The organism is Piscibacillus halophilus (assembly GCF_900110685.1).
Taxonomy (GTDB): Bacteria; Bacillota; Bacilli; order Bacillales; family Alkalibacillaceae; genus Piscibacillus; species Piscibacillus halophilus.
This window is the reverse complement of record NZ_FOES01000021.1, coordinates 12,452-27,344: the sequence shown is the minus strand read 5'-3', so window position 1 is coordinate 27,344 and position 14,893 is coordinate 12,452. Positions and strand designations below refer to the sequence as shown.

Sequence of the window (14,893 nt, the reverse complement as noted above, 5' to 3'; positions counted from 1 at the left end):
ACTTTTATTGACGAAACCTCTCCACATTTGCTACAAAACGTTAAGATCATAAACGAACTTCCCATAATTTTATTTAACGGTCTTAAGCTCGTAGTTCCACTCCCTAACCTACCTTTATAAAATTCATCATTTCCACAAACTTTACATGTGTCCACCGATCAATCACCTCCGTATACTCATCCTATATACTTAATTTTTCCATTAAGTACAAAAATCCTCCAATTTATAGAAATATACGGTTATGAATATTGCATGGGAAATTGATAACAACCTCTCCCGTCAAGCTATTTTCGAAATTCTACTAACTGATGATTAATCGAATGGGTATTCTCATATATGCGCTGATAAATAGAGAATAATTGTTGATACTTCTCTACATTGTCTAGTATTGGCTTAATCTCATCCTTCACTTCAATCAATTTTGAAGCGCCTTCAGTAAGATTTTCATACCAACCTAAGCCATAACCAGCTAATAAAGCAGCTCCCATTCCTGGGCCTTGCTCACTGGTTAACCTTACAATCTTCGCATTAAATATATCGGCTTGAATCTGTAGCCACTCACGATTCTTAGCCCCACCACCAATAGAAATAACGGTATCAATTGTTTTGCCACGTTCTCTGAACATCTCAATGGTTTCATTCAATGAAAATGTAATACCTTCTAATACAGATCTTGTGAAATCCTTTAATTGATGGGAGCTATCCATCCCAATGAAACTGCCTCGGATATCAGCATCCGCATGAGGAGTCCGTTCCCCCACAAGATATGGAGTAAACAACAAGCCTTGACTTCCTATAGGAACACGGTCAACCCCATCCAACAGTTCCTCAAAACTTAACTCTTTGGCAAACGTCTCTTTAAACCAATTTAGGCTATGACCTGCCGACAACGTCACACCCATGGAATAATAAGCATGTTCCTTTCCATGATTGAAAAAGTGCGCCTTCCCATCATAAGTCGTTGAGGAATCTCCCTCATACGATAAAACAACTCCAGATGTTCCGATACTACACATCGTTTTCCCTTCCTCTAAAATCCCTGATCCGATTGCTCCACAAGCATTATCTGCACCACCAGCGAAGACCTTTGTCTCAGGACTTAAACCCGTCGCATTGGCGAAATCATCATTTAAGTACCCGACAAATTCTTGCGAATGAACGAGGTTTGGACAAAGTTTACTTGAAAGATTTAAAGCCCTTAAAATCTCAGAACTCCACTGATTTTCATTTAAATCTAGGAGACCGGTTCCAGCAGCATCTGAATAGTCCATATGAATGTTACCCGTCATGCGATAACGTAGGTAATCCTTAGGCAATAAGAACGTCGTTGCCTGGTTAAAAAGCTCTGGCTCATGCGATCGGACCCATAATATTTTGGGGAGCGTAAACCCTTCTAACGCTAAGTTTTTAGTAATCCGTATGTAACGTTCTTTTCCAACCATTTCATAGATTTCTTCACATTGCTTGGTTGTTCTTGTATCGTTCCAAAGAATGGAATTTCTCAGTACTTGATCCTCATCATCAAGCAATACGAGCCCGTGCATTTGACCCGAAAAACTAATCCCTTTAATTTGTTCAACTGGTATAGTAGACTGTTGAACTAATTTGGATAAGGCATCTTTTGTTCCTTCAACCCAGTCTTCGGGTTTTTGCTCACTATAGCCAGCTTTTTCTTGTATTAAAGGATATTCACATGAAGCTTCACCGATCAATTCTCCATGTTCATTCACAAGTAATACTTTGACTGCGCTAGTTCCTAAATCAACTCCAATAACATAACTCATTGTTGTACCTCCTCAAATGATTGAAGGCTAACCCATAAAGGTTAGCCACATAGTTTATGCAAATGCTGTTAATAGATATTGATTAATTTTCGCTCGGATGAGTTCTACATGATTCGATTTATTTTCAATTTGATCATGATTTAATGCATATTCATACAACTGTTTAAAGTCTGTGTTACCTTCAACAATTTCTTTACCAATTCCATCCGAATAGCTAGAATAACGATCCTCGATAATATCTTCTAGCACTCGATCTTCTAGTAAGTTATGAGCAACTTTTAGTCCAACTGCAAAGCTATCCATTCCAGCAATATGAGCATGGAAAAGGTCCTCATCATCCATGGATCCACGTCTTAATTTAGCATCAAAGTTGAGCCCTCCTGATCCGAGGCCACCATTTTTCAAAATTTCATACATCGCTAGAGTGGTAGAATATAAATCGGTTGGGAACTCATCTGTATCCCAGCCTAATAATAAATCACCTTGGTTAGCATCCACAGACCCTAGTAATCCGTTCGCACGCGCATAATGTAATTCGTGTTCAAATGTATGACCTGCTAATGTTGCGTGGTTTGCTTCAATATTAAACTTAAAATACTCATCTAAACCGTATGTTTTTAAGAAAGCTAAGCCTGAAGCAACATCAAAGTCATACTGATGTTTTGTAGGTTCTTTCGGCTTCGGTTCTATTAAGAACTGACCATCAAATCCAATTTCTTTAGCATAATCAACCGCCATATGGAAAAAGCGTCCCAAATTATCTAATTCAAATTTCATATCCGTGTTTAGAAGGGTTTCGTAACCTTCACGTCCTCCCCAAAACACGTAGTTCTCTGCACCTAATTCCTTACCTACCTCTAATCCCTTTTTAACCTTAGCAGCAGCAAAAGCAAACACATCTGCATTATTAGAAGTAGCAGCCCCATGTGTAAAACGTGGGTGCGTGAACATATTAACCGTATTCCATAATAGCTTAGTTCGGCTATCTTTCATATAATCCTTAATCATAGCGACAATTTGATCTTGGTTATCAAACGTTTCTTTTAACGTATTTCCTTCTGGTGCCACATCCACATCATGAAAACAGAAATAAGGTACTTGCATTTTCTCAAAGAACTCAAACGCTGCTTCTACTCGAGCTTTTGCCAAATCCATACCTTTTAAGTGATCCCAAGGACGTACCATCGTGCCAGCACCAAATGGATCAACCCCATCACCAGTAAAGGTATGCCAGTAAGCGATAGAGAACCTTAACCATTCCTCCATTGTTTTTCCACCAATGTTTTCTGTTGGGTTATAATATTTAAACGCATACGGATTATTAGACTGAATCCCCTCGTACTTTACAGTTGGTATTTGATCAAAATATGCCATCTGCCATTCTTCCTTTCTCTATTAAAATTAATTTTTCACTAGTCTAAAAGTTCGATATAATAACAAGTAGATGATGACACGAACCAAAGGAGCTTCCAAACTATGAAACAATTTATGCAGTCCCTATATCTACTAACCAATTGGATTATGAATCTCGTTTACATCAACCTCTTATGGTTCGTGTTCACTCTATTAGGTGGTATCATTCTTGGAATTGTGCCAGCAACAGTTACGCTCTATACCATCATTCAAAAATGGATCCAAGGCCACCATGAGTTCAAATTACACGAAGAATTTTGGAAGCTATATAAACAAACATTCTTAGAATCTAATAAACTATACATCCTTATTGGTCCACTAATGGTCATCATAAGTATTAATCTATTATTTATCGTTAAACAAGGGACGTTTCAGATCGTTCACATCCCATTTTGGATGATCATTTTGATCTTGGGTCTAACCTTGCTTTACATCATTCCTACTTACAATTACTTTGAATTGCCTTTATTAGGCGTGATGAAAAATGCATTATTGATCATGCTAGTTAGTCCTGTGCAAAATCTATTTCTTTTATTAAGTCTTGGGTCATTACTTATCATCTATTATTTCATCCCTGGAATTGCTTTCTTCTTTAATGTAAGTGCATTTGCTTGGCTCAACACGTTCTTTGTCATGGATGCCACCAAGCAAGCTTTAGCAAAAAAACAGTAAGAATCACTCATCCAACCACAAAATACTTGTGACGCCTCTAGGGTAATATTTACTAGCCGAAATTTCACCGTTAATAATTTGGTCACTCCAGCTCCAAATGGACAACTCTGGATGAGTTAACCACTGAACATGAGCACGATCAGCAGCTTGACCTTCTTCACCCCAAGGGAAGCCTAATATTTGTCTAGCTATATATTGATTGAGATAGATTTTACTTAACCATGAATTATTACTTGTTGAAGAAATTTTCCAACCACCATCGTCAAACAGACAAACACCTTTAACTAATACTGTGTTTAAATGATGCTTTAAAGCTTTAATATAATGGCCGAATTCCCCATCTTCACTAACCGCTTCTTCATCACCAATAAAATAAGGATAAATTAACCCTTCAATCGCTGGAATAATTCTCGATTGATTGTTCTTCTCAATAACAGCAGGTATAAACCCTTCTTCATTCACATGAGATACAATCGTATCAGAACACTTCAATGCTTGTTCATGAGCAACTTTAGCCAAATGGTCTTCACCATATTGTTCATACAAGTTTTTCAACAACACATAAGCCGCCCAAGATTTACTCGCCAAATAAATATTATTGCGAGACTGACCTAATGAAATATCGAGACTATCGTATGTGGTAATCTCTGCTCCATTTTTAGTACGAGAGGAGTCCAATCCCATGACACCATTCCGCTTCGATGCATCTGGATGGTCACGATTCAATAAACTGTTTAAGCACTCTTCAAATACTGATTTTTTATCTCTAAACCACTCATCATCACTTGTTTTCATGACATAAGATGCAGCTGTTAAAACCCAATTTAATAATTGTTCATGCGTCATATGAGAAAAACAACCATCGATGTTGTATAACTCATAGGATGAATACTCCGGTCGAGAGAACGTATTGGCGACTCCCATATCGTGAGTAAAACTTCTTCCACCAGGATATTGTTCTTCTGATTCAGGAAACTTAACTTGATCGACATAACTATAACGATCTACAAATAAATCTAGGACATTTCTCATCACCCATGGATTCATCTTTAATTCATAGAATAATTGATCTACCGTTAGATCAAATGTATTCATCATTCGATATTCGCCTTCATTCACTACCCATAAAGGCTTTCCATCCTGTTCTAGCAATTGCGTATTTCCGTAATAACTACGTATCGCATGCGCCACCATAAACTTTTGATCATTATTCAAATTAGAGGACTCTATTAATTGGTTAGACTCCTTACAAAGCTCTATAAATTCATTAAAGTGTTCTAACGCATAGCTTGAAACATCCTCAATATCCTTAAATAAATTCGTATAATAATACTTTGTATCTAAACCTACTGTTGCCCATCCATCTCTAAAAAAGGAAATGCAAATTGGAAACGATCTGACTTCACCAGCTGGCACTTCGAATATAAGAGCTCCAACCGATCCAAGGCCAAACGTCCAATTATCTTCATCTTCTTCTAGTAAAATATCCTCCATACTAAAATGCATCGCCGACTTTGCCTGAGAATCATTCGTGGAAACAGCAGTTAGACGACCTTGCCCAACACCGATTAAAGAACTCGTATCATCCAAGCGTCTCATCGACGTATATGGATCACTTCCCTCATATCCGAAAAAAGCTTTACGTGTTCTTTCGCCCGATCGATTATCAATCGTTAATTCCCCAAACACAGCTGGTAATAACACCTTTTTTAACTCTTCATCTGTTGCTTTTTCAGGCTCAGGGATCGATCGAGCTTGATTATAAACTGTAAACGTTAAATCCCCAGCTTTCCAAGTATCCGTTCCTAACTGAAACTCTCGTTGAATGTTCTCCCTACTAAAAGGGATAATTACCTCAGGTTTATCCGGATTAGGGTCCGGATTTTCAATATCAAATCTCAAACTCTCATCTTCTTTACCTTCAAAAAATGGTAATGCTTCATATTTCCCGTCTTGTTCAAGTGATTCTACTCCAATAAAGACACTCTCCCTAGGCGAACGCCCTAACTCTACATCAAGACCGCCTCCAGCCCCAGGGAATCCTAGTGTAAAACTAGAATAAGATCCAATTGGTGAGTGATGCGCATTAAAAAATATATTTTTTGGCATAGACGAAACCTCCTACCCTTTTAGTGCTCCAGCAGATATACCATCAATGATTTTGTTACTAAAGAAAATAAACGCTACTAAAATTGGAATGACACTAATCATCAATGTCGCCCCAATCGCACCCCAGTCCGTCATATACTGACCGACAAAGTTATTAATCCCAACCGTCAATGTCTTATATTTATCTGAACTAATAAACGTGTTCACAAATACAAACTCATTCCAGTTAAAAATCATATTGATGATGACAGTGGTTGATATAACTGGAGTAGTAAGTGGTAAAATTACTGTAAAAAACATACGGTTAATGGAACAGCCATCCATAATAGCCGCTTCCTCAATCTCCCTTGGCAATGTGTAATAAAACCCAAGCAAAATCATGACCGTAATCGGCAAGTTATATGCCGTATAAGTGAGAACAATTGAAATCGGATTATCAACCAAACTCACTTCTAGAAACATTTTAAATAACGGAATTAAAGCTGAATGTACCGGGATCATGAGCCCGACCATGATGAGACCCAGAACAAACTTATTTAAACGCCACTTCATTCTCGTAATCGCAAACGTTGCCATACTAGCAAGTAGGATCGTTAGCGCAATTGAAGCGACCGTAATCCACACACTATTAAAGAAATATACGCCGATGTTACCGTCTGTCCAAACCTTAAGATAATTTTCCCATTTTGGACTTTCTGGCAAAGCAAATGGAGATTTACCAAAAATCTCGGTATTATCTTTAAGCGAAAACTTTAACAACCACACGAGAGGATAGATTTGAAATATAGCCACTAACGCTAAAAACAGATATAAAAGAAAATAATATAACTTTCGCATATAGATTCACCCCTAATACTGAACTTCGTCTTCTTTGGACGCAGTTAATTTTCTTATAATATAAGTGGTAATTAACGTAATAATTAGCAAGAAAAATGCCACTGCACTACCATAGCCAAAGTTATGACTACTAAAAGCCTCTTTGTACATATAGGAAGCCATGACTTCACTATGCCCATTCGGCCCTCCACCTGTCATAACATAAATCAAATCAAAGTATTTAAGTGAACCTACAATCGCAAGCACGATGGTTACCTTAATAATCCCCGAAATTAATGGGAGCTTAACTTTAAGGGCAATCTGTAACGGTGATGCGCCATCAATTCGAGCCGCTTCGATGAGTTCATTTGGAATATTTTTTAAAGCAGCATAGTAAATCAAAATATAGAACCCTGCATATTGCCATAGAATTGGTACGAATATGGCATACAACACGATTTGAGGCTCTGCTAGCCAATCTGGTGTATGGTCAACTCCAAAGAACGCTAATAAACTATTTAACATCCCATTTGTAGGGTGATAAATTTTTAACCACAATTGAGCAATTGCTACAGAAGATAGTAGCATTGGAATCAAGTAGATCTTTCTAAGCAAATCACTTCCTTTAATCTTCGAATCTAGAACGATTGAAATCAGTAAATAGATTCCTAAGCTTAGAGTCGAGAATATAGCTAATAAAATGGAATGATAAACACTGTCCCAAAACTTAAGGTCAAACAATAATTCTTTATAGTTTTCAAGTCCAATAAAATTCATTGCTCCAATACCGTTCCAATCCATCAAACCGTAATACCCAGTTAAGACTAATGGAACAAAGACAAATATTGAAACCATGATTAGAGCTGGCAAAACATATAGAGCAATCATTAATTTATTAGACATTACTTTATCCATAGAAAATCGCCCTTCTCTTTATGTATTAGTGAAAAGGAACACACCATAAGGTATGCCCCTTCTCAATCCAACAAGTTGATTATTCCATTGCTTTTTCATGTTCTTCCGCAAATTCTTCAGGTGTCACTTCAGCTCCGAATAGCCCTTGAATTAAATCTAAATGTTTTTGAGCTGCATCAGGTGACATTTGAACATCCGCAAACAATGTAATATTACTAGCATTGCTTAAATCATCTAAAACATCGATATACATTTGATGTAAGTCTACTTCGTCCGTGTCTACTTTCGTAGCAGGAATAACACCAGCTTCTTGTACTGCTTCTTCTCCCCACTGTTCAACAAAGAATTGAACAAATGCCTTCGCTTCGTCTTTCACTTCGGAATTCTCAGAGACAAATAAGCCAACTCCAGGTCCACCTACAAAACTATCAACATCGCCATTTCCATCGACCGTAGGGAACTTAAAGTAGTCGATAGAATCCCTGAATTCTTGAGGAACATCCTCGCTCGTTGTGTAGTTAGGAAGATCCCAAGAACCAATTAAATACATAGCCGCCTGTTCATTCATAAACATACTTTTGGCTTCCTGATCACCAAGACCATTGAACCCTTTAACAAAAGCACCTTTGTCTACTAGGCTCTGAATTTCATTGGCAGCGTTTACAAAAGCATCATCAGTGAAATTAGCGTCCCCATTAATCGCATCTGTTAATAACGTAGGACCTCCTATTCGGTCTGCTAGATACATATACCATAGAGATCCAGTCCAAGCATCTTTGTTACCCAATGCAATAGGTGCCACATCATTTTCCGTTAAAACATCCACAATATTTAAGAAATCATCATATGTCTCAGGTGCTTCTAACCCATGTTCTTCAAATATAGCTTGGTTATAAAACACAGGTGCAATGTTTAGCTCTAATGGTAAACCATACGCTTCCTCATCAAAGCTATAAGCATCTACTGTACCTGGAACAAACAAATCTCCAAACTCTCCATCTAAAATGTCATTTAAAGAAGCAAACTGATCTCCTTCAATAAATGGCTCCATATAACCAGCTGCCCACGTCATGCCGACATCTGGTAATTCATTAGATGAAGATAATACTTTAATCTTATCCTTGTACTGTTCATTACTTAAAACCTCAAGTTCAACTTTTACACCCGGATTTTCACTTTCAAACTCTTCAACAATATCGTTTACAATATTGTAGTGCGCCGTTGAGTTACCTTCAGGCCAAAGATGCATAAACTCTACAACTTTCTCATCATCACCACTACCTTCTTCATCACTTGAACAAGCAGTTAACACTAGGAAGCTCGACAGAACTAAAAACATTAATGAAACCGCTTTCCTTTTCATCCTAAAAAAATCCCCCTCATAAAAATTCTGAATTTTAACTAAAGTATAACAACAGCCACTTAGTTTGTCTAGTAGATAAACAAAGTTATTTAAATTTTTTAAATTTGATAGTATAATGACATTAATCACAGTTGTTAAAGGAGATTAACATGTACAATTTCGGTAGCAAGACGTTCAACCAGTATGAAGTAAAAAAAGGGAACAAATCTTTGGTTCTTGAAGCCATTAAAAACCATTCCCCCATCTCAAGAGCGTCCATCGCAGAACTAACTCAGCTTAATAAAGGTACGGTCTCCTCTTTGGTTAACGAACTTATAGAAGACCAAATCGTAACAGAAACTGGCCCCGGACAATCATCAGGCGGTAGACGTCCGATCATGCTATTATTCAACTCTAACGCTGGCTATTCCATCGGCATTGATATTGGAGTCAATTATCTTTTAGGCATCTTAACCAACTTAAACGGTGAAATCATAACGGAAAAGAAAGTTGACCTTAATCACCACGAATTTGAAAGCGTAATGGATCAAGTTCAATCCATAGTGGATTATCTAAAAAGCCAAATGAATCCCACCCCATATGGATTAGTTGGAATTGGCGTAGGTGTACCAGGCACCGTACACAAGAACGGAATGGTATTATTAGCCCCTAACTTAGGTTGGCGCGATATACCTTTAAAAGAACATATGGAAAGGTTATTTCAAGTCCCTGTTACGGTTGAAAATGAAGCAAACGCAGGCTCTTACGGTGAGAAAATATATGGAGTTGGAAGAGGATTTGACAACATTGCTTACATTAGTGCTGGGATTGGGATCGGAGTCGGCTTAATCATTAACGGGAAACTATATAAAGGGAATAACGGTTTTTCAGGTGAAATGGGGCACATGACAGTCGAATTGAACGGTAAACTATGTCGTTGCGGAAACCGTGGATGTTGGGAACTCTATGCTTCAGAACAAACCATTATCGAAAAAGCCAAGGAAGCAGACATTCCTAATGAAAAAGCAACACTCGAGAACCTGATTCACCTAGCTGAACAAGGCAACTCAAAAGCCAATGATATTTTCTCTGAAATTGGAGAGCTGCTTGGAATAGGCATCACCAATATTATCAATACATTCAACCCTGAACAGATCATTATCGGTAATCGCCTTGCCATGGCGAATAATTGGATTAAACCATCTTTGGATCAAAAGCTTAAACAAAATTTGCTTTCTTTCTTCCAAGAAGACTTATCAATCCAGTTTTCAACGTTAAATAGTTACTCAGCTTCATTAGGTGTAAGCGCCTTTACCATTGAAAAATTTCTCATGATTAGCTTAACAAACGGGACCAATACGGCATTTAGGTGATTAGATGAACATTAAACAAAAGACCATACTTAACAAATGGACCGAATATACATTGACAAATGACCATCACGTATCGATTAGCCTACTAGATTATGGTGCAACTATTACGAAGTGGCTTGCCCCAGATCAAGACGGTCAGATTGAAAATATCGTCTTGAGCTACGATGATTATGATATGTATGAAGAGAACCCCTTATTTTTAGGTTCTGTTATCGGAAGAGTTGCTGGAAGAATTAAAAATGCTTCTTTTACTGTAAATCAGACAACTTACCACCTTGAACAAAATGATGGCGAACACCACTTGCATGGCGGTTCAAAAGGGCTACACCACCATTTATGGAGTTCAACTCCATTTAAAACCCGAGATGCAATTGGTGTTCAAATGACAACAACAGCTAAAGAATTAGAAGACGGTTATCCAGGCGATGTCGATATTAGCGTTACCTATACATTAACGAACGACAACCAGCTTTCAATTGATTACGAAGCGCAACCTAATCTACCAACACCAATTGCCTTAACCAATCATACTTATTTTAATTTATCCGGAGACGCTAAACAGACCATTCATCAACATCACGTGAAGTTTCCTGCTTCAAAGATACTGGAACTCGACCAGAACCTAATTCCAACCGGTTGTCCATTAAACAATGAAGGAACCACATTTGATTTTCGTCATGGCCGCGATCTAAAAGAAGGGTTGGAGTCATCTCACGAGCAACATTACATAGCAAACAGAGGCTATGATCACTATTTCTTATTTGACAACGAACAACCAAAGGTTCAAGTAAGTGAATCAAAATCAGGCCGTAAACTATTAATTGAAACTAACCAACCTGGAATGATTATGTACTCAGGAAACAACATAGACAGCCAATTTAATATTAACCAAAGAACTGGGCAAAAACATTTAGGCGTATGTTTTGAAACTCAAGCACATCCTGCAAGTCTTTTAGACATGCCACTACCTTCGATTATCATCTCAGGAACCTACCACCAAAGAACAACGTTTAAAATCTTAACGTAATAGTGCAGTCACTTACATTCGTACTATAATTTTATAAACTTTGTTTATCCAATATACTAATTAAGTATTGTTATATTTGGTTATTATGAATTAAAAACAAACCCCTGGTTCTCCCCAGGGGTCATATTTTTGACGCTTAAATTATTCAGTTCTTAGACATCAAAGCTTTTAGGTGCTAGTTCGACACCTTGTCTAATCGCTTCAATTAAACTCTTTTCATCCGCAATTCCTTTACCTGCAATATCAAAAGCTGTACCGTGATCCACACTAGTACGAATGATTGGTAAGCCAACAGTAATGTTAACGCCAGCATCCAATCCTAATACTTTAATTGGACCGTGGCCTTGGTCATGATACATCGCCACCACGATGTCAAAGTCACCACGTACAGCACGGAAGAATAACGTATCGGCTGGAAGTGGACCTTGAACGTCAATCCCTTCATTCGCCGCACGCTCAACTCCAGGAATAACCTTCTCTTCTTCCTCACCATAACCAAATAAGCCGTTCTCTCCTGCGTGAGGATTTATACCACAAACAGCAATTTTCGGTTGCTCATTTCCTGCTTTCTTTAACGTTTCATGAGCCATTTTAATAACACTATATACACGGTCCGGATTGATTTGCTTCACAGCATCGATTAAACCTACATGAGTCGTTACATGAATCACTTTCAATTCAGGCGCTGAGAGCATCATCGCATAATCCTTTGTATCCGTTAATTGCGCTAAAATCTCCGTGTGTCCAGGATACTTATGCCCCCCAAGGTGCAAGGCTTCTTTATTTAATGGAGCCGTGCAAATAGCTTGAATGTCACCTTTTTTAGCTAATTCAATGGCTTGAGCTAAAAATTGATAAGCTGCATCTCCACTAACAGCCGACACCTCTCCTAGAGGCAAATCTTCAGGCAGAAGGTTCAGATCAATACATGGCACATTTCCCAAACGAAACTTACCTTCACGCACATCGCTAATCGGCTGAATCGTTAGATGCTCTCCATCCACTACTCGCTTAGCATTTTCTAATATTTTTGCATCTCCAATGACTAATGGACGACACCACTCATACACATCTGCATTCATTAAACTCTTTAGAATAATTTCTGGTCCTACACCAGCTGCGTCTCCCATTGTAATTCCAACAATCGGTTTATTACTCATCGTGATGTTTCATTCCCTTCAAGAATTTCGTGGCATGAACAAGCGACTGTTCATTTCCGAATCCACCGGCTTTAGTCACTATCCATTGGTCAACACCATTCAATTGGGCTTTCCCTAAAGGTATTCCCGTTTCAATCTCTTTGACTAATTCTAAGACTGATATTCCTAACTCACTGCAAACAGCTTTTGCAGTATCTCCGCCAGTTAGAATCATATGGTTAATCGAAAACTTTTTAACCATCTCTTTTGTAATTATCGCTAGCCCTTGCGAGATCTTGAGCCCTACTTCTTCTTTAGTCAATCTATATTGTTCTCGATATTGGTTAGCTTCTTCAATATTTTTATCACTTGAGTCAACGAATAACAAGACATCTTGCTTCGTCCATAGTTGGTCCAAATCAGAACTTTTTAATACGTTACCATTTAATAAATCAATCGGGCTAACCTCTAACGTTTGGACGTGATCTAATTTCGATAACTCAATTAATTGAGACTTGGTTTTCTGCGATAAACTTCCTGAAACGGTCAATACATGACTTGACGAATCAGAGGCTGAAAACTCAGATACTACTCCTTCATGATCTAGTTCGAAGTCAATAAATTCTATTAAGCCCGCAGAACCAACCCACAAGATATTTAGATTTAATTCAGAAAAAACGTTTGTAATGGTTCTTAAATCTTGGTCTTCTTCTACATCGCAAACAAACCATTTTTGACCTTGGTTTAATTTTTCCTCAACCGATTCAACATCATCACCCGGAACAAACGGCGTGATTCGCTCTTTGCCATAAGGCTTCAATAACTCGATTATTCGGCTATCTTTTACAGGTGTCTTCGGGTCACGGCCAAACTCTGTCTCGGCAACCGGTTGGCCATCAACATAATGCACACCACCCGTTGTAACACGACCCAGACTTGGATAGGCAGGAGCAATCACGACCACATCCGGGGTCACGGCCTCTTCAAGAGCTAATATTTCGGCCCCTACTTGCCCTCTTAACGTTGAATCTACTTTTTTATAAAACTGATTGATATTATTTATCTGTAAAAAAGACGCTACCTTTTTAACTTTATCTTGAGCTTGATCAGGAGATGCCGCACGAGTATCTGTATCTATAATCGTGACTTGAGCTTGATTATTTATATGATCTTTTGGGAGGTCAACTAACACATTCGTTGAATAACCCTTTTTGCTTAATTGGATCCCTGTATCATTAGCTCCTGTAAAATCATCTGCTATAATTCCTAATAGTTTTTCCATTGAAGTCACTCACCTTTAAGCGTTACCTTCTACCATCTCTCCGTTTTCAAATTTAAACCCTTTTTTCTCTAGACGCTTAACTAAAAAGGCAATATACAACGGCAAGAGAATAGCTGTCGTTACGGTTGCTGCTGCTACTTGAACGGTCGCGATATCAGCTAATGGTTCAAACGATGCACTCGCTGCTGCAATCGCTGCAGGTGTCGCAACCGCGTTACCTGCTGTAGAACCTTCAGACGCCCCAACAATTGGGTTCCATTTTAAAGCTTTAAATACGAAGAAACCAGCTGTACCTGTTACAAATACCGTTAGTAATCCTAAAATGACACCAGCTAATCCACCTTCAAGAATCGCCGCATAATCAATTCCCATACCTAATGCAAAAGCGAAGAATGGAATTAACATAGAACTACCTTTATCTAAGAACTCACGCATTTCTTCATCTAAATTACCTAAGACCATACCAATTAAAATAGGTAATAGCACGGCAATAAATGATACGATTGAGAACATGCCATCAACGAAGCCCATCGCACCAAAAACGGATAGAGCCACCATCGTTAAGAATGGACCATCGTTTAAAGCTAGTAATGAATAAGCTGCACGGTCATCTTTATTACCGTATTGACCAACTAATGCCACATAAAGGCCACCGTTACTGTTTGTCATCGCCGCGATGACCGCCACAGGTGCAAGACCTAACCATAAACCATCACTTCCAGCAAACATATAAGCTAGTAAACCAAATACCGCACCAACGGCCCATTTTGTTCCTAATAGCACCCCACCTTTAGCAAGTGAGACACCAAATGATCTAAGATTAATCTGTGCCCCTGTACATAAAAGGAATAACGCAATTAGCGTTAAAGCACCATTCACAAATAACTCTTCAGTAAAGTTTCCGATTCTTAGTAAATCAGGAAAGAACGTATTGATCGTAGCTGCCAATAATAATGGCACCACCATCATTCCACCCGGGATACGTTCTAAAGTTGCTTTAATACGCATAAGTGATTGCCTC

Annotated in this window: 12 protein-coding genes; 3 read left to right on the top strand and 9 right to left on the bottom strand. The window is 38.3% G+C overall.

All coding sequences use genetic code 11. The features are described from left to right. Positions 1 to 284: 284 nt before the first annotated feature. Together xylB and xylA are read right to left on the bottom strand one after the other, a co-directional pair. Complete coding sequence (gene xylB / locus BMY57_RS10020; RefSeq protein ID WP_091773903.1) at positions 285 to 1,784, bottom strand: xylulokinase; 1,500 nt, start codon at positions 1,782 to 1,784, stop codon at positions 285 to 287. 54 nt (positions 1,785 to 1,838) lie between these two features. Then, positions 1,839 to 3,158: a xylose isomerase gene (xylA, locus tag BMY57_RS10015; RefSeq protein ID WP_091773901.1), complete on the bottom strand. Its 1,320-nt coding sequence runs from the start codon at positions 3,156 to 3,158 to the stop codon at positions 1,839 to 1,841. A 102-nt stretch (positions 3,159 to 3,260) separates the two neighbouring features. Between xylA and BMY57_RS10010 the strand changes: the two genes are divergently transcribed. Next, positions 3,261 to 3,869, top strand: a complete 609-nt coding sequence (locus BMY57_RS10010) for a YesL family protein (RefSeq protein ID WP_091773899.1) — start codon at positions 3,261 to 3,263, stop codon at positions 3,867 to 3,869. 3 nt (positions 3,870 to 3,872) lie between these two features. Here BMY57_RS10010 and BMY57_RS10005 read toward each other — a convergent pair whose 3' ends face one another. The 4 genes from BMY57_RS10005 to BMY57_RS09990 form a co-directional block, all read right to left on the bottom strand. Continuing rightward, positions 3,873 to 5,978, bottom strand: coding sequence for a glycoside hydrolase family 52 protein (locus BMY57_RS10005; protein WP_091773897.1), 2,106 nt, complete (start codon positions 5,976 to 5,978; stop codon positions 3,873 to 3,875). A 12-nt stretch (positions 5,979 to 5,990) separates the two neighbouring features. After that, on the bottom strand, positions 5,991 to 6,815 hold the full coding sequence (locus BMY57_RS10000) for a carbohydrate ABC transporter permease (RefSeq protein ID WP_091773895.1): 825 nt from the start codon (positions 6,813 to 6,815) through the stop codon (positions 5,991 to 5,993). Between the two features lie 12 nt (positions 6,816 to 6,827). Next, the gene (locus tag BMY57_RS09995) at positions 6,828 to 7,709 is read right to left on the bottom strand and encodes a carbohydrate ABC transporter permease (protein ID WP_091773893.1); all 882 of its coding nucleotides are present in this window, start codon (positions 7,707 to 7,709) and stop codon (positions 6,828 to 6,830) included. A 79-nt stretch (positions 7,710 to 7,788) separates the two neighbouring features. Further along, complete coding sequence (locus BMY57_RS09990) at positions 7,789 to 9,072, bottom strand: extracellular solute-binding protein (RefSeq protein WP_091773891.1); 1,284 nt, start codon at positions 9,070 to 9,072, stop codon at positions 7,789 to 7,791. A 149-nt stretch (positions 9,073 to 9,221) separates the two neighbouring features. On the opposite strand from BMY57_RS09990, the gene BMY57_RS09985 reads away from it, so the two are divergent. Both BMY57_RS09985 and BMY57_RS09980 read left to right on the top strand, forming a co-directional pair. Beyond that, positions 9,222 to 10,424 (top strand): ROK family transcriptional regulator, encoded by a 1,203-nt coding sequence (locus BMY57_RS09985; RefSeq protein WP_091773890.1) that lies wholly within the window; start codon positions 9,222 to 9,224, stop codon positions 10,422 to 10,424. 4 nt (positions 10,425 to 10,428) lie between these two features. After that, on the top strand, positions 10,429 to 11,451 hold the full coding sequence (locus tag BMY57_RS09980) for an aldose epimerase family protein (protein WP_091773888.1): 1,023 nt from the start codon (positions 10,429 to 10,431) through the stop codon (positions 11,449 to 11,451). Between the two features lie 152 nt (positions 11,452 to 11,603). On the opposite strand, the gene pdxA is transcribed toward BMY57_RS09980, so the two are convergent. The 3 genes from pdxA to BMY57_RS09965 are packed head-to-tail and all read right to left on the bottom strand — an operon-like array spanning position 11,604 to position 14,880. Next, positions 11,604 to 12,611 (bottom strand): 4-hydroxythreonine-4-phosphate dehydrogenase PdxA, encoded by a 1,008-nt coding sequence (gene pdxA, locus BMY57_RS09975; protein WP_091773886.1) that lies wholly within the window; start codon positions 12,609 to 12,611, stop codon positions 11,604 to 11,606. Further along, positions 12,604 to 13,872: a four-carbon acid sugar kinase family protein gene (locus tag BMY57_RS09970; RefSeq protein ID WP_091773884.1), complete on the bottom strand. Its 1,269-nt coding sequence runs from the start codon at positions 13,870 to 13,872 to the stop codon at positions 12,604 to 12,606. The genes pdxA and BMY57_RS09970 overlap by 8 nt, the downstream gene beginning before the upstream one ends. Positions 13,873 to 13,887: 15 nt before the next feature. Beyond that, on the bottom strand, positions 13,888 to 14,880 hold the full coding sequence (locus BMY57_RS09965; RefSeq protein ID WP_091773882.1) for a 2-keto-3-deoxygluconate permease: 993 nt from the start codon (positions 14,878 to 14,880) through the stop codon (positions 13,888 to 13,890). Between the last annotated feature and the right edge of the window lie 13 nt (positions 14,881 to 14,893).